Origin of the sequence: Natronolimnohabitans innermongolicus JCM 12255 (assembly GCF_000337215.1) — an archaeon.
Lineage (GTDB): Archaea > Halobacteriota > Halobacteria > Halobacteriales > Natrialbaceae > Natronolimnohabitans > Natronolimnohabitans innermongolicus.
The window spans coordinates 15,511-38,344 of sequence record NZ_AOHZ01000015.1 but is presented as its reverse complement, the minus strand read 5'-3'; the positions used below and the strand labels follow the sequence as shown (position 1 = coordinate 38,344).

General features: G+C 67.2%; 22 protein-coding genes. 11 read left to right on the top strand and 11 right to left on the bottom strand.

The window, feature by feature from the left end; genetic code table 11:
- Positions 1–36: 36 nt before the first annotated feature.
- The gene (locus tag C493_RS03110; protein ID WP_007257944.1) at positions 37–1,212 is read left to right on the top strand and encodes a winged helix-turn-helix domain-containing protein; all 1,176 of its coding nucleotides are present in this window, start codon (positions 37–39) and stop codon (positions 1,210–1,212) included.
- 139 nt (positions 1,213–1,351) lie between these two features.
- On the opposite strand, the gene C493_RS03105 is transcribed toward C493_RS03110, so the two are convergent.
- Positions 1,352–2,092, bottom strand: coding sequence for a phosphatase PAP2 family protein (locus tag C493_RS03105; RefSeq protein ID WP_007257943.1), 741 nt, complete (start codon positions 2,090–2,092; stop codon positions 1,352–1,354).
- Positions 2,093–2,451: 359 nt separating this feature from the next.
- Here C493_RS03105 and C493_RS03100 point away from each other — a divergent pair, with 359 nt between their 5' ends.
- Both C493_RS03100 and C493_RS03095 read left to right on the top strand, forming a co-directional pair.
- Positions 2,452–2,928 (top strand): hypothetical protein, encoded by a 477-nt coding sequence (locus C493_RS03100; protein WP_007257942.1) that lies wholly within the window; start codon positions 2,452–2,454, stop codon positions 2,926–2,928.
- Between the two features lie 33 nt (positions 2,929–2,961).
- Positions 2,962–3,498, top strand: a complete 537-nt coding sequence (locus C493_RS03095; RefSeq protein WP_007257941.1) for a metal-dependent hydrolase — start codon at positions 2,962–2,964, stop codon at positions 3,496–3,498.
- Between the two features lie 24 nt (positions 3,499–3,522).
- On the opposite strand, the gene C493_RS03090 is transcribed toward C493_RS03095, so the two are convergent.
- Positions 3,523–4,509 (bottom strand): SDR family oxidoreductase, encoded by a 987-nt coding sequence (locus C493_RS03090; RefSeq protein ID WP_007257940.1) that lies wholly within the window; start codon positions 4,507–4,509, stop codon positions 3,523–3,525.
- Positions 4,510–4,679: 170 nt separating this feature from the next.
- Positions 4,680–5,426 carry a UTP--glucose-1-phosphate uridylyltransferase AglF gene (aglF, locus tag C493_RS03085; RefSeq protein ID WP_007257939.1) on the bottom strand — a complete coding sequence of 249 codons (747 nt, stop codon included), beginning with the start codon at positions 5,424–5,426 and terminating at the stop codon, positions 4,680–4,682.
- Positions 5,427–5,915: 489 nt separating this feature from the next.
- On the opposite strand from aglF, the gene C493_RS03080 reads away from it, so the two are divergent.
- Positions 5,916–6,476 carry a metal-dependent hydrolase gene (locus C493_RS03080; RefSeq protein WP_007257938.1) on the top strand — a complete coding sequence of 187 codons (561 nt, stop codon included), beginning with the start codon at positions 5,916–5,918 and terminating at the stop codon, positions 6,474–6,476.
- A 14-nt stretch (positions 6,477–6,490) separates the two neighbouring features.
- Here C493_RS03080 and C493_RS23330 read toward each other — a convergent pair whose 3' ends face one another.
- The gene (locus C493_RS23330) at positions 6,491–6,661 is read right to left on the bottom strand and encodes an HVO_0758 family zinc finger protein (protein ID WP_007257937.1); all 171 of its coding nucleotides are present in this window, start codon (positions 6,659–6,661) and stop codon (positions 6,491–6,493) included.
- A gap of 156 nt (positions 6,662–6,817) precedes the next feature.
- On the opposite strand from C493_RS23330, the gene C493_RS03075 reads away from it, so the two are divergent.
- On the top strand, positions 6,818–7,939 hold the full coding sequence (locus tag C493_RS03075) for a glycosyltransferase family protein (RefSeq protein WP_007257936.1): 1,122 nt from the start codon (positions 6,818–6,820) through the stop codon (positions 7,937–7,939).
- Positions 7,940–8,043: 104 nt separating this feature from the next.
- Here the strand turns inward: C493_RS03075 and C493_RS03070 are convergent, their stop codons facing one another.
- Positions 8,044–9,240, bottom strand: coding sequence for an MFS transporter (locus tag C493_RS03070; protein ID WP_007257935.1), 1,197 nt, complete (start codon positions 9,238–9,240; stop codon positions 8,044–8,046).
- A gap of 108 nt (positions 9,241–9,348) precedes the next feature.
- A complete protein-coding gene (locus C493_RS03065; RefSeq protein ID WP_007257934.1) occupies positions 9,349–10,134 on the bottom strand; it encodes a hypothetical protein in 786 nt (261 codons plus the stop codon).
- Positions 10,135–10,301: 167 nt separating this feature from the next.
- Between C493_RS03065 and C493_RS03060 the strand changes: the two genes are divergently transcribed.
- The gene (locus C493_RS03060; protein WP_007257933.1) at positions 10,302–12,563 is read left to right on the top strand and encodes an acetate--CoA ligase; all 2,262 of its coding nucleotides are present in this window, start codon (positions 10,302–10,304) and stop codon (positions 12,561–12,563) included.
- Between the two features lie 51 nt (positions 12,564–12,614).
- On the opposite strand, the gene C493_RS03055 is transcribed toward C493_RS03060, so the two are convergent.
- A complete protein-coding gene (locus tag C493_RS03055; RefSeq protein ID WP_007257932.1) occupies positions 12,615–12,896 on the bottom strand; it encodes a DUF7520 family protein in 282 nt (93 codons plus the stop codon).
- A 428-nt stretch (positions 12,897–13,324) separates the two neighbouring features.
- On the bottom strand, positions 13,325–14,389 hold the full coding sequence (locus C493_RS03050; RefSeq protein ID WP_007257931.1) for a polyprenyl synthetase family protein: 1,065 nt from the start codon (positions 14,387–14,389) through the stop codon (positions 13,325–13,327).
- A gap of 145 nt (positions 14,390–14,534) precedes the next feature.
- On the opposite strand from C493_RS03050, the gene C493_RS03045 reads away from it, so the two are divergent.
- Both C493_RS03045 and C493_RS03040 read left to right on the top strand, forming a co-directional pair.
- Positions 14,535–15,896 carry a M28 family peptidase gene (locus C493_RS03045; RefSeq protein WP_007257930.1) on the top strand — a complete coding sequence of 454 codons (1,362 nt, stop codon included), beginning with the start codon at positions 14,535–14,537 and terminating at the stop codon, positions 15,894–15,896.
- Positions 15,897–15,973: 77 nt separating this feature from the next.
- Positions 15,974–16,813, top strand: coding sequence for an NAD(+)/NADH kinase (locus C493_RS03040; RefSeq protein WP_007257929.1), 840 nt, complete (start codon positions 15,974–15,976; stop codon positions 16,811–16,813).
- Between the two features lie 178 nt (positions 16,814–16,991).
- Here C493_RS03040 and C493_RS03035 read toward each other — a convergent pair whose 3' ends face one another.
- The gene (locus C493_RS03035; RefSeq protein ID WP_007257928.1) at positions 16,992–17,237 is read right to left on the bottom strand and encodes a hypothetical protein; all 246 of its coding nucleotides are present in this window, start codon (positions 17,235–17,237) and stop codon (positions 16,992–16,994) included.
- A gap of 124 nt (positions 17,238–17,361) precedes the next feature.
- The gene (nth, locus tag C493_RS03030) at positions 17,362–18,045 is read right to left on the bottom strand and encodes an endonuclease III (RefSeq protein ID WP_007257927.1); all 684 of its coding nucleotides are present in this window, start codon (positions 18,043–18,045) and stop codon (positions 17,362–17,364) included.
- A gap of 289 nt (positions 18,046–18,334) precedes the next feature.
- Here nth and C493_RS03025 point away from each other — a divergent pair, with 289 nt between their 5' ends.
- From C493_RS03025 to C493_RS03015, 3 genes are all read left to right on the top strand, one after another.
- Complete coding sequence (locus C493_RS03025; protein WP_007257926.1) at positions 18,335–19,114, top strand: hypothetical protein; 780 nt, start codon at positions 18,335–18,337, stop codon at positions 19,112–19,114.
- Positions 19,115–19,276: 162 nt separating this feature from the next.
- On the top strand, positions 19,277–20,254 hold the full coding sequence (gene mvaD, locus C493_RS03020; protein ID WP_007257925.1) for a phosphomevalonate decarboxylase MvaD: 978 nt from the start codon (positions 19,277–19,279) through the stop codon (positions 20,252–20,254).
- A gap of 93 nt (positions 20,255–20,347) precedes the next feature.
- A complete protein-coding gene (locus tag C493_RS03015) occupies positions 20,348–21,496 on the top strand; it encodes an NAD(P)/FAD-dependent oxidoreductase (protein WP_007257924.1) in 1,149 nt (382 codons plus the stop codon).
- 211 nt (positions 21,497–21,707) lie between these two features.
- Here the strand turns inward: C493_RS03015 and fen are convergent, their stop codons facing one another.
- Positions 21,708–22,685 (bottom strand): flap endonuclease-1, encoded by a 978-nt coding sequence (gene fen, locus C493_RS03010; RefSeq protein ID WP_007257923.1) that lies wholly within the window; start codon positions 22,683–22,685, stop codon positions 21,708–21,710.
- Between the last annotated feature and the right edge of the window lie 149 nt (positions 22,686–22,834).

Sequence of the window (22,834 nt, the reverse complement as noted above, 5' to 3'; positions counted from 1 at the left end):
ACGGACCGACTCGAATCAACTCCCACAAAAGCGGTTATGACGAACACAGCCCGAACGAACGGCGATCGGCGGACGGGCAGCGATGGAAACGCACCGCGGGCGATCCTGCACAAACAGATTCTCGATCTCGCGGGCGCAGAGCCCGATATTTCGATGGAAACGATCGCGGATCGAGTCAGCGGGGCGACGGTCTCGACGGTCGAACGCGTACTCGAGGAGTACGGCGATCCGGCCCTCGAGTCAGCCGAGAACGGCGGGGACGAGACGCCGGTGGTGACGACCGACGACCGGGGGGAGGGGGACGAGGCGCAAACGGTGACCGACGACGAGCCGAGCGAGCAGCGAGCGACCGACGGCGGGACGGGCCCACGAACAACGGCGGGGGCGAACGGAGCGACCGCCGGCGGGTCGTCGCCGTCGGCCACTCGAGAGGTGGCGCTCGAGGCCGACGCCGATACTGAGGCCGGTGACGCCACCGACACCGACGCCGAGGCCGACACCGACGCTGACCTCGAGGGACGCGACGAGGTCGATGGCGACGCCGACCGCGACGACGCTGACGCAAGCGAGGCGCACACCGACGGCGCAGACGATGCGGCCGACGGCACGAACGACGCGTCGTCTCCGTCCCTCGAGCGATCGGCGCTGACCGAGAAACAGTACGAGACGCTGCGGGCGGTCTACGACGATCCCGAGGCGACGCAGGCCGAACTTGCGGACGACCTCGGCGTGAGCGGGCCGACGATCAACCAGCGCGTCAATTCGATCGAGGGGTTCGACTGGGCGGACCGAGCCGAGATCGTCGAGGGACTGTTCGCCGATGCCGAGTCCGACGGCGTCGACGACCGCCACGACGCGGAACCGCCCTCGAGCGTCGACGCCGATCCGGACCGCGCTGCAGACCGGCCGACGGACCGCGCCGCGAGCGACGACAACGCCGAGACCGACGACGGCCGACAGGACGAACTCCGGGACGGACTCGCGACGCTCACCGAGTGCGTCACCGAACTCACGGCGACGCTCGAGGACCGGTCGTCGGGCGATCCGGGGCAGGCGCCGTCGGTGCTCGCTGATCCCGAACTGGCCCCCAAGATCGTCTACGCCTGTCTCGAGTCGGACCGACTCTCGGAAACGGAGGAACTGCGACTGCTCCGGGAGATTACGGTCGCCGGATCGGACTTCCGGCCGAGCGAGCGGGAGACGGACGAGTAGGACGACCCGCTCGGGGGCGACGTCGTCGCCACTGAACGTCAGTGCGAACCCGATTCGGTGCGTACCGGATCGCACAGCCGTCGTGCGATCGGTGTACAAACAGTTTCAGTCGTCGCGATCGCACCTGACACCGACGACTCTACCCCGCACGCTGCAGCGCGTTCCGGACCCGTTCTCTGACGATCGGTCGCTCGGTGAGCCACCAGCCGGCGGCGCCGCCGACCGTTCCGACCAGCGCCAGTACGGCGCGACTCTCGCCGCCGGTGACGATCATCGCACCCAGCGCGAGCGCGATCGCCGCAGCGAACGCACGCTCGGGCCGGCCGCGGGCGAGTCGCGCGATCGCCAGCAGGTATACCGCGCCGAACGCGACCGACGCGACCACGTCGACGAAGAAGTGGACGCCGAGGACGAGCCGGGAGAGGGCGACCAGCGAGACGACCGCCGCCGCGACGGCGAGTCGCGTCGGCCGACGGCCGATCGTCGTCCAGAGCGCCAGCGATCCCCAGAAGACCGTTGCAGCCATCGTGTGACCGCTCGGAAAGCCGTACTCGCTGGGCGACACCGCGTGCCACGCCGCGGGCGGCCGCGGGAGCGTAAAGAGCCCCTTGAGCGCGACGACGAGGGCGAGGCCGCCGAAGACCGCCGCCACGAGAAACGCCGTCCGATCCGAACACAGCGACCGCGAGCCGTCGGCCCCGTCCGTCGTTTCGGTCCCGCCGCCTCGGAGCCCTCGTCGGACGTCGACGAGGTACAACAGCCCCAGTGCCGGGACGATCACCGCGAGGTCGCCGAGATACGAGACGGACGCGAACAGGTCGACGAGCCACTCGGGAACCGACCCGACGATGGCCTCGGTGACGCCGAGACCGCGGCTCATCGGCCACCCACCCCGTCCGTTCGTGGCTGTCCACTCGAGGGCGACCGTGCGGTCACCTCGAGGTCGTCGACCACCGGGACGTCGACGGCCGCTGCGGTGTCGATCGCTCGCATTCGACCCGATAGTCGTTCGAGAGACCGTTAATCTATCCGATTCGTCGACGCCACGAACGCCGCGGCTTCCACCGTCGAACGCGGTCTGCCACCGGGACGATTCGAACCCGGCGGGAAACTCACCGCTCGTTTCGGCGCTCGTTTCGCAATTCGCCTCGAGAACCGTATCGAGAACCGTCTCGACGGCCGTTTCGAGACGTATTTTGAAACTGATATTTAACGCGGATACGCGACGACACTTCTCGTATGCGCTTGCTGACCGGCCCGGTCGCTCGGCTTTCGGCGGCCACGGCGCTCACGACCGTCCTGTTCGCCCTGTTCGTACTGTACGGTGCCGGCTGGTCCGGGTTCGGGCTCGACGATCTCGTGACGGGCGTGACCGTGACGGCCGTCGACGCGTCGTCGACCGCGTCGCTCGAGGGAACGACCGGCACGCTCTCGCTCGAGCGAACGCCGCCGGAGCAGACGGCGGCGACCGAACGGTACAAGTACGCGATTTCGGCGGTCGGACTCGGCTGGGTCGTCGCCAGAACGGCGAACCACTGGCGCCTCTCGGTGCGTCGGTTCGTCGCCGAACCGCGGCGGGCCACGCTCTCGAGTCGGGTCGCCAGCTCGACGGCCGCGCGGCGACTCCGGGACGACGTCCCGCTTGCGACGCGCTTGAGTTCCGATCGACGCGCCCGCCCGTCCGGGACCGAGCGCGGATCGCTGGACCACGACTGAAACGACCACCGATACGATTTCACCACTGCACCGATGGCCGACCTCCTCACACACGTCTTCGTCGCGTACGTTCTCGCGACGGTCTGTACCTGGCGCTTCGAGCGGCTGACGCCGGCGTTCGTCACCGTCGCGATGATCGGCGCCGTTATCCCGGATCTCAAGCGAATCGAACTGCTCGTCCCCGCCGACGCCGTTACCGCTGTCCTCGGCGTCCCGTTCTCCTGGCAACCCCTCCACCGCCTCGGGGGCGCCGCGGTCGTCGTCGCCATCTGCATCGTCGTTGCGCCGCCGCGCTACCGCCGTCGGGTCGCCGCCGCGCTCGTCCTCGGCGTCGCCTCGCACTTCGTCCTCGACGTCTACAGCGCGACGGGGACGACGCGGCCGTTCCTCTGGCCGCTGACCGACCAGGGGCTACCCGCGGGCGGACTCTACCGAAGCCACGAACGCTGGCCCGCACTCGTCTCCGGACTCGCCGCCGTGCTCGTCTGGCTCGAGACGCGCCGGCGGCGGCTCCGAGACGCCGACGGACTCGAGCGCGCTCACCGTGGCGTTCCCGACCGAACGGAGTGAGCCTCGGACCGGACTCGAGGCGGTCTAGGACTGCAACACCAGCGGCTCGTACCAGTCGCGGTTGTCCTGATACCAGTCGATGAACTGCGAGACGCCCTCGCGAATCTCCGTCGAGGGTTCGTACCCCAGCAGCTCCGTCGCCTTCGAGACGTCGGCGTGAGTGTGCTGGGCGTCGCCCGTGGGCTGTTCGCCGTACTCCAGTTCGAGCGACGGATCGATTTCGTCGCGGATGACCTCCGCGAGCGTGTGGATGTCGATGTTGCCGGTCGAGCCGACGTTCAGAATCTCGCCGTCGGCGCTGTCGTCGGTCATGAGCGTCCGGTTCACGTCGACGATGTCCTCGATGAAGGTGAAGTCGCGGGTCTGCGAGCCGTCGCCGTAAACGACCGGCGGCTTCCCGTTCGTACATCGCGAGACGAAGTTCGAGATCGCCATGTTCGGGCGCATTCGCGGGCCGTATACCGTGAAGTACCGCAGCGAGACCGTCGGGAGCCCGTACACCTCGTTGTAGACGCGGGCGTACTGCTCGCCGGCCAGTTTCGAGACGCCGTAGGGGCTGACCGGCGTCGTCGGGTGGTCCTCGTCGTAGGGGAGGTACTCGGGCTTGCCGTAGACCGACGAGGAACTCGCGAGGACGACGCGCTCGATCTCTCCGTCCCGCGCCGCGTCCAGGACGTTCAGCGTCCCGTCGACGTTGATCTCGTTGGGCTTGCGCGGCTCGTCGACGCTCGTTCGCACGCCGGCCTGGGCGGCCTGGTGGTAGACGACGTCCGCCTCGGCGACCAGTCGGTCGACGAGGTCGGCGTCCCGAACGTCGCCCTCGACGAACTCGTAGCTGCCGTCGCTCGCTTGCGCGGCCTCCCGGCAAATGTCGATCGTGTGTCGCTTGATACCGACGTCGTAGTAGGGGTCGAGATTGTCCAGAACCGTCACGTCGTGCCCGTCTTCGACGACCGACTGAGCGATGTGGCCGCCGATAAACCCGGCACCACCTGTCACTAGAATTTGCATTGGGTGAAACGGTACCAGCGATGCTCAAAAAGCTACCGACAGTCGCTCTCGGCGAGATCGATCGCGACGTCGTCGGATCGAGACCACTTGGGGGATACTAGGGCGACCCTAGTATCCGGCTAGTGGGACGACCGGGCGCTGGTGGTTTCGGACGCGAGCGCCTCGACTCGTCAGTCGGACGTCGCCGCGACGTCGTCCGCTTCGGGGACGTCCTGCAGTCGCGCTTCGGCTTCTTCTCGATCCTCGGGGTAGCCGACGTCGATCCGCCACCCCTCGAGGCCGATCGCGTCGATGGTGCGGCCGGACTGGATGAGGAGGTCGATCGCCTCGCTGATCTCGTACTCGCCGCGGTTGGAGGGCTGGACGAGGTGACAGGCGTGGAAGATCGCCGGCGTGAACGTATAGAAGCCGGTCATCACCAGATTGGACGGCGGATCGTCGGGTTTCTCGATCACGTCCGTGATCTCGCCGTACTTGTTGGTGTCGCAGACGCCGTAACGCGAGGCTTCGTCCCAGGGAACCTCCTCGACCAGGAACGCCGCGTCGGCGCGGTCTTCCTGCTGGCGACGGACGACGTCCTCGAGGTTGGCCTCGAAGACGTTGTCCCCGAGGATGAGCATGAAGTCGTCGTCGATGTGTTCTTCGACGGTCAACAGGGCGTGAGCGAGTCCCTTCTGTTCGCGCTGGTGGGCGTAGGTGATCGGGACGCCCTCGTACTCGTCGCCGTAGTGGTCGATGATCTTCTCTTTCAGGTAGCCGACCACGACGACCAGTTCGTCGGCGCCGAGCGACACCAGCTGGTCGAAACAGTGGGTGAGGATCGGTTCGCCGTCGATGTTCACCATTCCTTTCGGCTTGTCTTCGGTCAGCGGGCGGAGACGGGTACCTTCTCCGGCCGCGAGGACGACTGCTTTCATATTTTGGAGCACAACAACCCCCTATTTAAATTTCAGTGGATTGTTGGCTGGTTCGAGGTAACACTAACAAAACAAACAAGTATTTTTTCCAACTATTTGTGTAGGCGAACATCCAAACGAGTTTTCTGACTACTACACTAGAATTTTCAATATCCCTATAATCATAGAAAAAATATATAATAAAATACGAACGTTCATAGTCCTCGCGCTCAAGGGTCAGGTATGGTTCGTTATCCGGATGGACGCTGTAGCGATTGTGGTGAACGGAAGTTTGCTCGTCTCGACGGTTCTTTGTGGTGTCCCAACTGTGATCGTCTCTCTACGGCCACTAATCAGTCTCCGACTGAGCAGGAGGAGGCCTCGAGTGACGACTGACGGCGAGCGCTCCGGACGAGTTCCTGTGCATAGGTAGTACGAGACACGCTATCTAAACACACCCGTGATACGGACCGAACCAGATATACCTCGTCTCGCCTTCATCTCGCCAGTATGTGGCCACTCGGACACGTCGCGATCGCGTACCTCTGTTACGTCGTCGCGACTCGAGCACGTTTCGACGCCTCGCCGGCGCACTTTCCGATCCCGGTTCTCTTCCTCGTCGTCGGCAGTCAGTTCCCGGATCTCGTGGATAAACCGCTGGCGTGGTACCTCGGCGTCATCCCGACGGGGCGGACGCTCGCGCACTCGCTGCTTCTGTTGGTCCCGCTCTCGGTCGCCGTTTACTTCGTAGCGACCCGTTACGACCGCCGCGAGTGCGGGATCGCGTTCGCGATCGGCGCGCTTTCACACTCGATCGTCGACGCCGTCCCCGCGCTCTGGGGGGTGACGGAGAGCGCGACGCACCTCCTCTGGCCGATCACGTCCGTCGAGGAGTACGAACAGGGGCCGCCGACCGTCCTCGGGTTGTTACAGGACTCGCTGACCGACCCGTACTTCCTCTCGGAGTTCGTCTTCGCCGCGGTCGCGTTCGTCCTCTGGCGACGCCACGGCTACCCCGGCCTCGGCGCGGTTCGGACCGCACTCGAGCGGGTTCGGCCGGCCGCGAACTGACGGGCGGATGGCGTTCAGCGGATCTCCTTCCACTCGGCGTCACACTCGGGACAGATCCGGACCGTCTTGATCGAGTCCGGGTCGTTTTCGGTCTTCAGGGCCTTCTCGCACTCGCCACAGACGAGTCGATCGTACGTGTCCTTATCGAGGTCGCCTTCGCGGAGTGCCTTCCGGACTGATTGCATGGTGGCCCCCTACGAAGGTAGGGGAGAAAAAGACCGGTGCTTTTTCGAGAATTGATTCTCGGGCAGACAGAGACGCTATCGTGACAGTCTCCGATCACAACCGTTCGGTTCGCCGGAGTCGTGGCCGTTTTACCGATTCGCTCGAACACCCACCCAATGGAGTACGTACAGGAGCGGATCGCGACGCTCCACGAGTTCGGCGGGACCGCCGGTCGCGACCGCGACCTCGCTGACGCGGCCGCGGCGGCGGTCGCCGAGACGGCAGTCGTCGTTCCGATGGCCGCCCGCGAGCACGGCAACCCCGCGGCCGAGCGCGTCCTCGAGGAGCTCGCGTCGCTCGAGCCCGGACCCGCGGCCGTCTTCGTCCCCGTCCGCGCTGCCCCCGACGAGATCGGGCCGGTCCGGCGCTGGCTCGAGTCCGTTCCCCTCCCGACGCGCGTGCTCTGGTGTAACGCGCCGGCGATCGACGGGCTCCTCGAGTCGGCCGGGCTGGACGGCGACGCCGGGAAGGGGCGGGACGTCTGGCTCGCGCTCGGGCCCGCGGCCGAGGCCGGCGAGTACGTCGTCGTCCACGACGCGGACGCCCGGAGCTACGAGGGCGAACACGTCCGTCGGCTGCTCGCGCCCCTCGTGATGGAGTTTGCGTTCTCGAAGGGGTACTACGCCCGCGTCGAGGACGGCCGCCTCTACGGGCGGCTCTTCCGACTGTTCTACGAACCGCTCGTCCGGACGCTGGCCGCCGACAACGACGCGCCGATCCTCGACTATCTGGGCGCGTTCCGCTACGCGCTGGCCGGCGAGTTCGCCGTCACCGCCGACCTCGCCCGCCGACTGCGACCGCCCCGAACCTGGGGACTCGAGGTCGGCACGCTCGGCGACGCCTTCGCTCACGCCGGCTTCGACGGCTCCGCGCAGGTCGATCTCGGCCGCCACGAACACGACCACCGCGCGGTCGCCGGCGAGACCGGCCTCGAGGGGATGAGCCGCGAGGTCGCGGCCACCCTCCTGCGAGTCGTCGAGGACGGCGGCGTCGACCCCGACTACGAGACGCTCAGAGACCGTTATCTCGCCGCCGGCGACCGCCTCGTCGAACAGTACCGCGCCGACGCGGCGTTCAACGGCCTCGAGTACGACGCCGCGAACGAACGCGACCAGCTCGCGCGGTACGCGGACGCGCTCGAGTCGCCGGTGACGGATCGGCGGCTGCCGGCGTGGGCGGACGCGCCGATCGATCCCGAAGCCGTCGTCTCGGCAGCGCTGTCGGTTCACAACGTCTGATACGGGTTACTGTCCGTCAGGTCCGGCGCAACCGCCGCCTGGGTCGCGGTTGCGCCGGGACATCGGGACAGCAATCCGTACGACGGGTCCCTGCCGAGCCGGGATCAGTACTCGATCGAGACGAGGGCGACCAGGAAGATCGCGCCGGCGAGGACGCCGATGCCGAGAAACGCCTCGTCGAAGTAGCCGTAGTCGGCGATCGCCCCGAAAACGACCGGGCTCAACGCGCCGAGCGAGATGTAGACCGTCCGGAGGGCGCCCAGGTTCGTCCCCTGGGTCCCGCTCGGCAGTCGGCTGGTGAGATCGGAGATCACGATCGTCTCGAACCCGAGGAGGGCGCTCGCGAGCACGGTCACGAGGACGAACAGCCACGCCGCGTCGACGAACGGGAGCGCGACGAGGGCCACCCCGGCCGTGCTCGCGATCACCAGTAGCGGCACCCGAACGCCGATCCTGTCGTAGGCGCGGCCGGCGATCGGCTTCATCGCGATACCGAGGGCGAAAAAGAAGCCGAACAGGCCGGTCGCAACCTGCGCCGAGACGCCCTTCTCGTCCATCAGATACGTCGGATAAAACCCCATGAAGGCCTGGACGATCACCGCCCACAGCACGAGCAACGCGGTCCCACGACGGACGACCGGATGCGACAGCGTCGAGACGATATCGCCGAGCTCGAGTTGCTCGCGAAGCGGCGTTCGATCCGCCGAGCGACTCGGGAGCGTCGCCCAGAGGCCGACCGCGGCGACCAGAAACAGCGGGACGGTGGCGCCGAAGCCGTACTGCCAGCCGACCGTGACCGCGACGAACCCGGCGGCGGGGGGCATCACCGCGTTTCCGACGTCGCCGGCGGCCATCGTCGCGCCGGTCGCCGTGCCGAGCTGGTCGGGGTAGATCTTGTTCAGAATCGTAAACCTCGAGACGCCGTACAGCGCCGTCCCGAGGCCGAACAGCGCCGTCGCCAGGAACAACACGACCGCCGAATCCGCGAGGACGACGAGCGCGAGCATCGTCGCCGCGAGCAGCGAACTGGCGATCAACAGCGGCCGCTCTCCGGCCCAGTCGGCGAGGATTCCGCCGGGCAGTTGTCCCGACGCGTAGGCGATCCAGAGGACCGTCAGCAACAGTCCCGACGTCGTGAGCGTGAGGCCGTACGTCTCCCGGATGTGCGGGAGCAACGCCGGGTAGATCATTCGCACGCTGATCGACAGGAACCAGCCGAAGGCGACGGCGAGCAAGATTCTGCCGCGGCCGTCGCTCGAGAGATCGGCGATCGCACGTCGGACGGATGCAACGTATTCCACGGCGCCGAAGCCACCTTACGTGCGAGTTTTCAACCGCCCTACTCAACACTGTTGAACGACGATCCCGCTCTCGAACGATTATGGTGATTTTTCGCTGACACGCCGCCGTTACAGTACGAACACCGAGGCGAGGCCCGCGATACCGGCCAGCGTGAACCCGAGGCCGGGAACGGCGACGAGCGCACCGAAGATCACGTACAGCGATCCCGACCGTCGGTGATCCGAGAACACCGAGGAGCGCTCGCCGACGGAAATTTCGAACCAGTCGCCGCCGCCGACGCTGGGGCTCGAGTCGACGACTCGTCCGCCGAAGATTCGAACCTCGTCGCCGGGCTCGAGGCGGTGCTCGCGGTACTGGCGAAACGTCGGCTCCCGCTGGTCCGCGTCGCCGTCGGTGCCGGGCAAACCGGTCGCGGCCAGCCGGTCGCGCTCCGCCTTCGAGAGATCCGCGCGATCGACCCAGCCCGACTCGTCGGTCGCCAGCGCGTCGAGCGAGAGGACGGCCTCGGACGGATCGACGGTCGCGCGGTCGGGTCCGTCCTCGACCGCGAAGGGGACGCTGGCCGACGTCTGCCCGTCGAAATTCCAGGTCGCGTCCTCGTCCGGCCGGTCGCGGACCCGCGACTGAACCGTGTAGGCGAGACACGGTTCGCTCGAGAGCGGGGCCTCGAGGGAATTATCCGCCCCGTCGCTCGGGTCCGTCCGCGCGGTTCCGACGAACTCGACGGGTCCGTCGGCGTCGGCGACGTCCGCGATCGGCGTCGGCCCGGCCTCGCGAAGCGCCCGCGCGGTCCGGACGCGATCGAGGCCGACGGCCGCGACGTAGCCGCTGGCCCCGAGCAACGCGAGCCCGAACAGCAACAACCCACCCATCGCGATCGCTTGCGTCGGCATAGCGGCCGCTTGCGCGCCGGGAAGGTTAATTCCCTCGAGTGACGGCGGGCGAGCGGCTGGTTCGTTTTACCACGATCACTTCGCCGATCGAATTGGCAGAAATCGCCCGACGGAACGTCGGCCAGGGAGAACGTTTATCTCAGTCATGGCCGATGATACCAACGATCATGAGCGACGAGACCGACGAGTCTGCGGTCGAACTCGAGGCGCGCCTCGAGGAGCAAGAACGGTTCGAGCCGCCCGAATCGTTCGTCGAGCAGGCGAACGTCACCGACGAGGACATCCACGAGACGTTCGCGGAGAACTGGCCTGACTGCTGGGAGCGGGCGGCAGACCTCCTTTCGTGGGACGAGGCGTACGATAGCGTCCTCGAGGACGGCGACGCCCCGTTCTACGAGTGGTTTACCGGCGGCTCGTTGAACGCCTCGTACAACTGCCTCGACCGCCACGTCGAGGACGGCGGGAAAAACCGCGCGGCGATCAAGTGGGAGGGCGAACTCGGCGAGACGCGCACCTACACCTACGGCGACCTGCTGAACGAGGTCGAGTCCTTCGCGGCGGCCCTGCGCGACCTGGGCGTCGAGGAGGACGACGTGGTCACGCTCTACCTGCCGATGATTCCGGAGTTGCCGATCGCGATGCTCGCCTGCGCGCGGATCGGCGCGCCCCACTCGGTCGTCTTCGCCGGCTTCTCCGCGGACGCGCTCGCGACCCGGATGAACTCGGCCGACAGCGAGTATCTGGTCACCTGTGACGGCTACTACCGCCGCGGCGACGCGCTGAACCACAAGCGGAAAGCCGACGAGGGCCTTCGCGGCGTCGACCACGACGTCCAGACCGTCGTCGTCGACCGCCTCGGCGACGAACTGACCCACTTCCTCGGGAACGACGCCCACGACTACGACGACCTCGTCGACGAACACGAGGGGGCGTCCGTCGACCCGGTCTCGAGGGACGCCGAGGACATGCTATTCTTGATGTACACCTCCGGGACGACGGGCCAGCCGAAGGGCGTCAAACACACGACGGGCGGCTACCTCGCGTACACGGCCTGGACCTCCCACGCCGTCCTGGATGTCGAGCCCGAGGACACCTACTGGTGTGCGGCGGACATCGGCTGGATTACGGGCCACTCCTACATCGTCTACGGCCCACTCGCGCTGGGCACGACGACGATGATGTACGAGGGGACGCCGGACTACCCCGAGCGCGACCGGCTCTGGGAACTCGTCGAGCGGAATCGCGTCGACATCTTCTACACGGCGCCGACGGCCATCCGATCGTTCATGAAGTGGGGCGAGCAGTATCCGGACCGACGCGATCTCTCCTCGCTGCGCTTGCTCGGCACGGTCGGCGAGCCGATCAACCCGCGCGCGTGGAAGTGGTACTACAAGCACATCGGCGACGAGAACTGCCCGATCGTCGACACCTGGTGGCAGACCGAAACCGGCGGCATGATGGTCACGACGCTGCCGGCGATCAACGACGCGAAACCCGGCGCCGCGGGGCCGGCGCTGCCGGGCATCGACGCCAGAATCGTCGACGCCGAGGGCGAGCGCGTCGACCCCGGCAACGCGGGCTACCTGACGATCAACAACCCCTGGCCCGGGATGTTGCGAACGCTGTACGACAACGACGACCGGTTCGTCGACGAGTACTGGACCGAGTACTCCGACCCCGACGCCGTCGACAGACAGTTGCGGGATCCGCACTCGAGCGAGTCCGAGGACGCCGACGACTGGGTCTACTTCCCCGAGGACGGCGCGAAGATCGACGAGGACGGGTACATCACCGTCCTCGGGCGCGTCGACGACGTGATCAACGTCTCNTTCCCCGAGGACGGCGCGAAGATCGACGAGGACGGGTACATCACCGTCCTCGGGCGCGTCGACGACGTGATCAACGTCTCCGGACACCGGCTGGGAACGATGGAGATCGAATCGGCCATCGTCGGCGTTCCCGGCGTCGCCGAGGCCGCCGTCGTCGGCGGCGACCACGACGTCAAGGGCGAGGCCGTCTACGCTTACGTCATCACGGAAGACGAGACGGAACCGAACGAGGACGTCCGCGAGCGAATCGTCGCCGGTATCGAGGACGGCATCGGTCCGATCGCCCGTCCCGAAGAAGTGGTCTTCACGCCCGAACTCCCGAAAACGCGCTCGGGCAAGATCATGCGCCGCCTGCTCGAGGACGTCGCCAGCGGGAACGAACTCGGCAATACGTCGACGCTTCGCAACCCCGAGGTCGTCGAGGAGATCGCCGAGCAGGTCGACGCGAGCGCGGGTGCGGGTGCCGGCGCCGAGGGCTCGGATGCGGAGGATGCGTCGGCCGACTCGAGCGACGAGGCCGAGGCTGCTGAGAGCGATATCGACGAGAGTGCTGACGACGAGGCCGAAGCCGGAGCCGAGGACGAGGACGACTCGGCGTAACCGCCGTTCGTTCGTACCCGCTTTCGCTCCGCGGGCGGCGATCCGCCCCGCTCAGAGCGCTTCCTCGTCGAACATCGAGATAACGACGACGACGAGCAGGAACGTCACCAGAAAGACGCCGACCGTCACGCCGGCGTAGAGGGCGACCGCGGTCGGCGAAATCGGGATCGCTAGCTCGAAGACGGTGAGCTCCTCGAGGCCGGCGAACGCCGGGAGCGCGTACCCGATGAGGGCGCCGACGGCGGCCGCCGCGGCGGTCGACGCGAGGACGATGCCGACGACCGTTCGCCGACCGCTTGAGGCTGACTCGTCGGAGACGACTGCATCAGACACGAGTGACTGTCCGGACTGCGTGACCGAGGCTGTTTCGTTTTTCGCCGCGAGCGCGGGGCGGAAACGAGCGAGTCGAGGAATCGACCGGTCCGCGGCAGTGAGCGTCCTCCCGGTGCGTCGGTCACACGCACACCAAATTCGTTTGGCAGTACTGGTTTGGATGATGCACCCGTTTGTTCGAGTACGGCAGGGACGTCGGCATGGACCGTGCCGCGTACCGACCTGCCGTCGCATCCCCACCACCATCCCACCCGCTCCCCATCCCACTCCCACCCACCCACCCACCCACCCATCGCGTGCCACACATCGCCGTGGCTCCTGCTATCGCAGCACTCGGCGAGCGCTCGAGTTTCTGGCTGTGGCTCGGCGCTCGCCGGCGTCGCTTTTCGCGGACTACTGACTGAGAACGATACCTACTGAGAGCGCGACTAGACGTCCCGCTCGATGACGAACTCCGTAAACTCGTGGAGCTTTCGCGTCGTCTCCGCGTCGAACTCGAGGCGATCGATCTCCGCGCGCGCCTCGGCGGCCAACTCGAGGGCGTGTTCGCGGGCGTACTCGAGGCTGCCGGCGGCTTCGATGATCGCCAGCGCCTCGGCGATCTCGTCGTCGGTGTTCGACTCGGCGGCGAGAACCTCCCGAAGTCGCTCGGCGCGATCGGGATCGCTCTCGCGAATCGCGTGAATCGCCAACAGCGTCGTCTTTCCTTCGCGGATGTCGTTGCCGAACGCCTTGCCGAACTCGCCGGCGCGGCCGAGCGAGTGCTCGACGTCGAGGATGTCGTCGCCGATCTGGAAGGCGATCGCGATCAGTTCCGCGTAGGTCGCGACGGCCCGTTCGACCGCGGCGGGCTGGTCGGTGACGATCGCGGCCAGTCTGGCGACGATCCGGGCCAGACAGCCGGTCTTGCAGGCGCACATCTCGAGGTACTGGTCGGTGCTGATCCGCACCTCGCGTTCGTTGTGCCAGGCGATGTCCATCCCCTGGCCGAGGTGCGTGCGGTTGAGTTCGTCCATCAGCATATCGAACGCGGCCAGTCGTCGCCCGGCCGGGAGGTCGGACTGGTCGTCGGTTAGCACCTTCAACGGCAGGAAGTACAGCGCGTTGCCCGCGTTGAGGGCGATGTCCCGCCCGTAGAGGTGATGCAGGGCTCGTTCGCCGCGTCGGACGGTTGCGCCGTCCTCGACGTCGTCGACGATGAGCGTCCCGGTGTGGAGGATTTCCGGGATACAGGCGTACCGGAGGTACTCGGCGGGATCCTCGCCGAACCCCTCGACGAAGACCAGAAAGAGCACCGCGCGCCAGCGTTTACCGCCGCGGTCGAGCAGGTCCCACGTCGGGGTCGCGAGCGACCGTTGAATGCCGGTGGGATCGTACTCGTAGGTGGGGGCGCCGAAGAACTCCTCGAGGTAGTCGGCGTCGATTTCGCGTGGGACCAGGTCGGCGATCGCCTCGTCGATGGCCGGCCGCCATTCGGCAAGCGTCTCCCGCATACTCGACTCGAGAGGAAGACGGCTAAAAAAGGTTCTCAGTTTGTCCTGTCAATTTCGAGAGTACATCTGCGTGACAGTCTCTGCCGAGAGAGTTTCACGCCGCTCGAGCGGTACAGTTACCCGGACGTACGCCGACGTGGCCCACATGAGCGACTGGATCGGCGACGTGTTCACGAGCGACGTCGGCTGGACGCACCTCGAGCGACTCGTCGACGTCGGCAACCGAATGGCCGGCAGCGACGGCGAGCGCGAGGCGGCCGAACTGACCCGCGACGCCCTGGTCGACGCCGGCGCGCGAACCGTCCGTCTCGAGCCGTTCGACGTCCACGGCTGGACCCGGGTCGACAGTTCGATCACGGCCCGCGAGACGACCCAGGAGTGTATCGCGCTGCCGCGCAGCCCCGCCGAGCGCGTCGCGGCGCCGCTGGTCGATCTCGGCTACGGCCTGCCCGACGACTTCGAGGCGACCGACCTCGAGGGCGCCATCGTCATGGTTCGCAGCGACGTTCCGGACTACTCCGATCGCTACCTCCACCGCCGGGAGAAGTACTCCCACGCCGTCGAACAGGGCGCCGTCGGCTTCGTCTACCGAAACCACGTACAGGGGTGTCTGCCGCCGACCGGCAGCGTCGGAACCGACGAGCAACCGATCGGCGAAATACCCGCTGTCGGCGTCTCGAGCGAGGTCGGCGCGCGACTGGCGCGGCGCTTCGACGGCGAGGAGATCGAGCTAACCGTCGAGGCCGAGAGCCACCCCGTCGACGGTGACGAACGGCGCTCGTCGGGCGGACGGACGAAGACCGACCCGACGAAGAGCCAGAACGTCCACGCCGAACTCGGCCCCGACACCGACGAACGCGTCCTCGTGAGCAGTCACGTCGACGCCCACGACATCGCGGAGGGCGCCGCGGACAACGGCGCTGGGACGGCCGTCCTCGTCGAAATCGCGACCGCGCTCGCCGACCGCGAGGACGACCTCGAGACGCGCGTCGAGTTCGTCGCCTACGGCGCCGAGGAGGTCGGCCTGGTCGGCTCCTCGACGTACGCCGACGCGACCGACCGCGAGACGATCGCGGCGATCGTCAACCTCGACGGCGTGGTCAGCGACCGCACGCTCTCGCTGACGACCCACGGCTTCGACGGCCTCGAGTCGGCCGCCGCCGAGATCGCGTCCCGCTACGACCACCCGATCGAGACGGTGCCGAAACTCGGTCCCCACAGCGACCACTGGCCGTTCGTCCAGTGGGGCGTCCCCGGCATCCACGCCAAATCCACGTCCGACGACGTCGGCCGCGGCTGGGCCCACACCTTCGCGGACACGCTCGAGAAACTCGAGGTGCGCACCCTCCGGGAGCAGTCGATCCTCCTGACCGATCTCGTCGTCCACCTCGCGCGCGAGGACGTGACCGTCGAGCACCGCGACCCCGAGTCGATCGCGGCCGACCTCGAGGACCAGGGGCTGGCCGAGGGCATTCGCCGGACGGGTGACTGGCCGTACGACGACTGAGACGGACCGTCGACCCCCGAGCGACGCCCCGCTTTATACCCGCACGCTTTTTCCTCGATCCGTGCCAACGAACCGGTATGGACGCCGCGTGGTCGGACGCCGAGGAGCCGCTCGTCGGTATCGTTACGGACGACGAGTCGTCGCCAACGATCACAACCCGCGAGGCCGACGCCCTCGAATCGACGCTACGCGCCCACGACGCGCGGAGCGTCCGCGGCTCCCGTTCCGACGTTCTCGCGGCCGACCCGTCGCTGCTGGTCGCCGGCGGCGAGCCCGCGCTCTCGGCGCTCGCCCGCGCCGGTCCCGACGCTCCAGTCCTCCCGGTCGGCGACGTCGACGGCATCGAAACCGTGAGGGCGGACCGCGCGCCGGCCGCCCTCGAGTCGCTCCTCGCGATCGAAGGCCGGTCGGACTGCAATTTCGTCCGGCACCCGATACTCGGCCTCGAGATCGAGCGCGGCGGCGGGTCCGACGCCGGTGATTCGAACCCGGAGCGGGGCGACAGCGACGACGCCTACCGCGCCCTGTTCGACGTCACCCTCGTCACCGACCAGCCGGCGCGAATCTCGGAGTTCGCCGTGGCGAGCCGAGGCGAGCCGGTCGAAACCGTCCGGGCTGATGGTATCGTCGCCGCCACGCCGGCGGGCAGTCACGGCTACGCCAGCGCGATTTCCGGCCCCCAGCTCTCGACGGCGGTCGACGCCGTCGTCGTCGCGCCGATCGCGCCGTTCGTCACCAACGCGTCTCGCTGGGTCCTGCCCGACGAGTCGCTCTCGCTGTCGGTCGAGCGCGACGAGTGCGAAATCGCGGTCGTCGCCGACGATCGGCTCCTCGAGACGGTCGGTCTCGGGTCGCGGGTCTCGCTCGACGTCGACGGGACGCTCTCGACGGTCGTACCGTCGGCTTCGGACGACTGATACGGACTACTCTACCGGTGTACCGGCGCAACCGCCATGCGGGTCGCTGTTGCGCCGGAACTGACGGACAGTAACCCGTATGAGTTCGCGTCGGAGACTCGGTGCGAAAAGGATGAGATGAATGCGACGATACGAGCGCCGGCGTCGACCGGGTCACAGGGCGCAAAGCGCGTTCGCGCTAGCTGTTGTAGGGCTCTTCGTCCCGGTGGTTATCGGGGTTTTCCTGTTCTAGGGCGTCGTCGACGCGGTCGTCGGACTTGTGCTCGATGTCCTGTCGGCGCTGTTCTTCGTCCTGGCGCTCTCGAGCCTCCTTTTCCTCCTCGGTCAGCTCCTCTTCGTCGTCGTCGGCCTCGGTGTCTTCGTGTGCCAGTTCGACGTCGCGCCCGTGTTCGTCTTTGCCGGTCTCGTCGGTGCTATCGGACATACTGATCCCGGTCGATGCTACCATCGAGCTCTGAAAAGGCGTTGGGCTTGCAGAGGTCGGCGTTCGAACACCGGGCCGAGATCGGGTTCGAGGACGGGTAGGACCCGGGCCACCGTCGGCGCGCTCACCAGGGCTCGCCCGACGCCAGATCGACCTCGCTGTCGCCTTTCGCCGACGGACAGATATCGGCCAGCACGCAGTCGCTGCAGTCGGGATTACGGGCCGTACAGGTTGCGCGACCGTGATCGATACAGAGGTGGGTGAACTGCTGCCAGTAGCCCTCGGGGACGATCTCCATCAGTTCCTGTTCGATCGCTTCCGGACGCTGCTCCTCCGTCAGGCCGAGCCGGCGAGTGAGCCGCTGGACGTGGGTGTCGACGACGATGCCTTCGACGACGTCGTGGCCGTGCTGGAGGACGACGTTGGCCGTCTTCCGGCCGACGCCCGAGAGTTCCGTCAGTTCGTCCATCGTATCGGGAACCTCGCCGTCGTGTTCCTCGAGGATGGTCTCACAGGAGCTCTTGATGTAGCCCGCCTTGCTGTTGTAGTAGGTGATCGAGTTCAGATCCTCCGCGAGCTCCTCCTCGGGAGCGTTCGCGTAGTCTTCGGCCCCGCCGTACTTCTCGAAGAGGTGTTCCGTCTCCGTGTTGACGCGCTCGTCGGTACACTGCGCCGAGAGGATCACGGCGATCAGCAGTTCCAGACGGTTCGAGTAGCGAAGCGAAATCGTCGAGTCCGGATACGCCTCCTCGAGGCGCTCGATGACTGTTTCGGCCTGCGTCTCGCGGCTCTCGAGCGGTGTTCCCATGGCGAACTCATTGCGAGAGCGCGCATTTGAGCCGTTCGGTTCGCGCCGATCGGGTGGAGTCGCCGCCGACGGACGGTGCCGGCGGACGGTGGCAGTTCGCGTCGGTCGAGACCACTAAACAAACATTTCTTTCATAAACAAAGATATTATATATTCGGATAGTGTTTCGTACACCAACTGCCGACGCGCTGTCGGTCGGCCGTCGGTTTCGAACCCGCCGACGGCGAACCGATCGGCGCCGTCAGGCGCGAACGACCCGCCCCGAGATTCATCGAAACGCGCGAACGCAATGGCACCGAAACGCGACTCCACCGATTCGGACGGCCGCGAGCCCGACGAGCCCGACGTATCCAACGAGTCGACGGCTCGCCCCGAAACCGACGTACTCGAGGCGCTGCTTCTCGACCTCCGGAGCGATCGGTCCGGCCGCCGGACGGCGGCGCTTCGCGAGGCGCTCTCCCTCGAGGGCGACGCGGAGCGACAGGCTGTCGACGACGCTGACGGAGAATCGGGGGCGCCACCGGCGACGCCCCTCCCTCCGGAACGCCGAGCCGACCTCGTCCCGGCCGCCGACGAACGCGAGTCGATCCGGTCCGAGATCGACGCCCTCGAGGCGATCGACGACGACCTCCGGGCGCGCCTCGAGGAGTCGATCGAACCGCGACTCGACGACGTCTCCCGAGCGATCTCGGACGTCGACGACCGCCTGTCCGAACGCCGGGCCGAGACCAGACGGCTCCAGACCGACCTCGAGGCGCTTCGGAGTTCGCTTTCCCACCGCGTCGACGACCTGGAGGAACGCGTCGCAAGCCTCGAGTCGCGACTCGAGGATTCCGGTGACCCGTCGTCCAACCGCGACCCTCGCACGGACGACCTGGTCGTCGACGACCGCGTCGACGATCTCGGAGAGCGTCTCGAGCGCGAGACCGTCCTGCTTCGGTCGGCGCTCTCCCGACACGTCGACCGCCTCGACGACGACCTCGAAGCCCACGACCGGCGACTGGCCGCGATCGAAGCCGACCTCGAGGCGCTTCGGGAGTGGCGCCGGTCGCTCTATAGTAACAACTGAAACTGTTTACACACCAATCGCACAGCGCTCGTGCGATTGGGTGTGCACTGACTTTCAGTGGCTACTCCAGGAGACGGTTTGATCCGGCGGCCGACGGCGCCGATTCCACCCGTTCGATCGAATGCCGTGACCTTTAAGCGGTCATCATCCGCGTATCCGGGTATGAAAGCGACCGCGATGGCCCACCCGATTCAGGGGCTGGTCAAGTATCACGGGATGCGCGACGAGATTCAGCGACTTCCCTACCACGACAGCATCAGCCTCTGTACCGCGCCGAGTCACACCCGCACCACCGTCGAGTTCTCGATGGACTACGACGAGGACACGTTCGTCGTCGACGGCGAGGAACTCGAGGGGCGGGCCGCAGAGCGCGTCGAAGCCGTCGTCGAGAAAGCGCGGTCGAAGTCCGTCGCCGCTCACACGGTGTACCCGGTTCGACTCGAGAGCGAGAACAGCTTCCCCTCGAACGTGGGGCTTGGCTCCTCGTCGTCCGGCTTCGCGGCCGCAGCGATGGCCCTCGCCGAAGCCGCCGAACTCGACGCCTCGCGCCAGGAGGTGTCGACGATCGCCCGCGTCGGCTCGGCCTCCGCGGCTCGCGCCGTCACCGGCGCCTTCTCGCAGCTCTACACCGGGCTCAACGACGAGGACTGTCGCTCGCGGCGCATCCCGACGGATCTCCACGAGGACCTGAAGATTATCGTCGGCCTCGTCCCCTACCACAAGGAGACCGAAGACGCCCACCGCGAGGCCGCCGACAGCCACATGTTCCAGGCGCGAAACGCCCACATCCACGAGCAGATCGCCGAGATGCGCGACGCCCTCCGGAACAACGACTTCGACCGCGCGTTCGAACTCGCCGAACACGACTCGCTGTCGCTGGCCGCGACGACGATGACCGGCCCCTCGGCGTGGGTCTACTGGCAGCCGGCCACCCTGAAGATCTTCAACGCCGTTCGCGAACTCCGCGAGGAGGAGGATATCCCCGTCTACTTCTCGACCGACACCGGCGCGAGCGTCTACGTCAACACGACCGAGGAGTACGCCGAACGAGTCGAGGAGGCGGTCGCCGACTGCGGCGTCTCCACGACCGTCTGGGACGTCGGCGGTCCCGCCAAACTGCTCGACGACCACCTGTTCTGAGGGAACGCGCTGTTCGCGGCGCTGTTCGGCGATCGGACCTGCAGCGACGTTCTCCGACGACTACGATTTCCCCCTCGAGCCCGTATATCCGCTATGCACGTCGTCGTCTGTGGCGCCGGCTACGCGGGGCTGACCCTGACGCGGACGCTCGAGTCGACCCTCCCCGACTCCGTCGACCTGACGCTGGTCGACGAGTCGCCGGACCACCTCGTCCAGCACGAACTCCACCGGGTGATCCGGCGACCCGAACTGGCCGACGAGATTCGCGTCCCGTTACCCGCCGTCTGCGAGCGCGCGGCGGTCCGCGTCGCCCGCGTCGAGGCGATCGACCGCGAAGCGCGCGTCATCTCGCTTTCCGACGGCGAACTCGAGTACGATATCGCGGCGCTCTGTCTGGGCGCGCGGACGGCGTACTACGGCCTCGAGGGAGTGTCCGAACACGGCCTGCCGTTGAAACGACTCGCCCACGCCCGCCGGATCCGACGGCGGGCGCTCGAGGCGATCCGCGGCGACGACGACGGACGGCTCGTGGTCGGCGGCGCCGGCCTCTCGGGCGTCCAGGTCGCGGGCGAGCTCGCGGCCCTCGCCGACGACGAGTACGGGTCGGCGACGGTCACCCTGCTCGAGCAAGCCGACGCCGTCGCGCCGGGGTTCTCGCCTGATTTTCAGCGGGCGGTCGACCGCACCCTCGCGGACGCCGGCGTCGAGGTGCGAACGGGAACCGGCGTCGTCGGGGCCGACGCGGACGCCGTTTCCCTCGAGTCGGGGGAGTGCCTCGAGTCCGACGCGTTCGTCTGGACGGGCGGCATCCGCGGCCCGGACGCGTTCGAGGGGGAACGGCCGACGGTCGAGGCCGACCTGCGAATCGACGAGCGAACGTTCGTCCTGGGCGACGCCGCGCGGGTCGTCGACGCCGACGGAAAGCCGGTGCCGGCGAGCGCACAGGCCGCGGTTCGCGAGGCGGAGGCGGTCGCGGCGAACGTCGAGCGACTCGTCGAGGCCGACGGAACGGCAGGTAGCGGCGAGGACCCGCAACTCGAGTCGTTTTCGTTCGATTCCCCGGGCTGGCTGGTTAGCGTCGGCGACGACGCGGTCGCGCGCGTCGGTTCGACGGTGGTGACGGGCCGCGCTGCCAAGGCGCTGAAGTCGACGGTCGGCGTCGGCTACCTCTCGTCGGTCGGCGCCGTCGGTAACGTAACCGACCGCGTCTCCAGGCGCCTCTGGCCGGACCGGTCGGATTGAGGGCCGTCCGTCGGCCGTTCTGGGAGTGAAACGGGTCGACTCGGGAGCCGAGACGGTCGTCTCGAGACCATCCCTACGTCATCGTCGACGGTCATCGCGGCCAAAAAACGCAGGAACTGGGTGCCTCCACGCGCAGACGAACGACCAATCGTCGGTATGGAGCGCTTATCTCGGTTGGATTTGACGGGAGTCGGGCGGACGGCGGTTCGTCTCAGGTCCAGCGGTCCAGCCCCGTCTGGGTGACGCTCTCGTCGATCCGCTCGAAGCCGCGGGCGACTTCGTCGTCGTCGACCGCCCACTCCTCGCAGACGAACTCTCGAGCGGCCTCGAGGTCGGGATCGAGCGCCGTCTCGAACTCGTACTCGTCGGTGACGTTCGGCTCCCGGAACAGCTGGCGGACGCGGTCGCCGTGCTCGACGTGGGCGCCCCGAGCCTCGAGGACGCTCCAGAGGTCGCCGTGGTCGGTGATCGCCGTCAGTGCGGTCTTCGGCCCGATGCCGGAGACGCCCTCGTTGAAGTCCGTCCCGATGAGGATCGCGGCGTCGATCAGCTGTTCCAGGGTGAGCTCGTGGCGTTCGAGGGTCGCCTCGAGGTCCATCAGTTCGGGGTCGCCCTTGCTCGTCAGCTGGCGGAGAGTTAGCGGAGCGCCGAACAGCAGGGCGTCGTAGTCTTCCGAGCCCACGTAGTCGGCGTCACCCCGGCGGACCATGTGGGCGGCCTGCGCCTCGCCCTCGGCGGGCGCCTCGACGATCGGGACGTCGAGCAGCCGAAGGAGTTCGCGACTGGTCTCCTGGATCGTCGGCGTCAGCCGCTGCGTTCGGGACTCGAGCTGGGCGATTGCGACCGCGTCGCCTTCCTCGCGGGCCGTCTCGAGTTGCGCTTCGTAGCTGCGCCGTTGCTCGCGGCGGGATTCGATCTCGTCGTCTTTCAGTTCGGAGGGGCCGCCGTCGAAGACCATCACAGGCGTGATGTCGTTCTCGAAGAACTTCGGGAGCCCCTGGACGATCCCGATCAGGTTGGCGACCTCGGTGCCGTCGGCCGTGGTGTACTTCGAGCTATCGGTCCACTTGACGGTCGTCGTCAGATAGCGGTAGAGCCAGTTGTGCGCGTCGACGGCGACGACCCCTTCGATCTCGTCGAAGGGGACCTCCTCGATGACCGCGATGTCACGGAGTGCTGCGTTTCCCATTACCGCTTCGTTAGGCGGACCGGGATTTGTATCATTGGCTTCCCGTCGGTCGAGAGCGTATCGTGCGTCGGTGTTTCGGAGCCGGTAACCGGCCCGCGTGCTCCGACTCGAGTTCTCATCGCTCAGTACAGCAGTAGAGATCGCCGTTA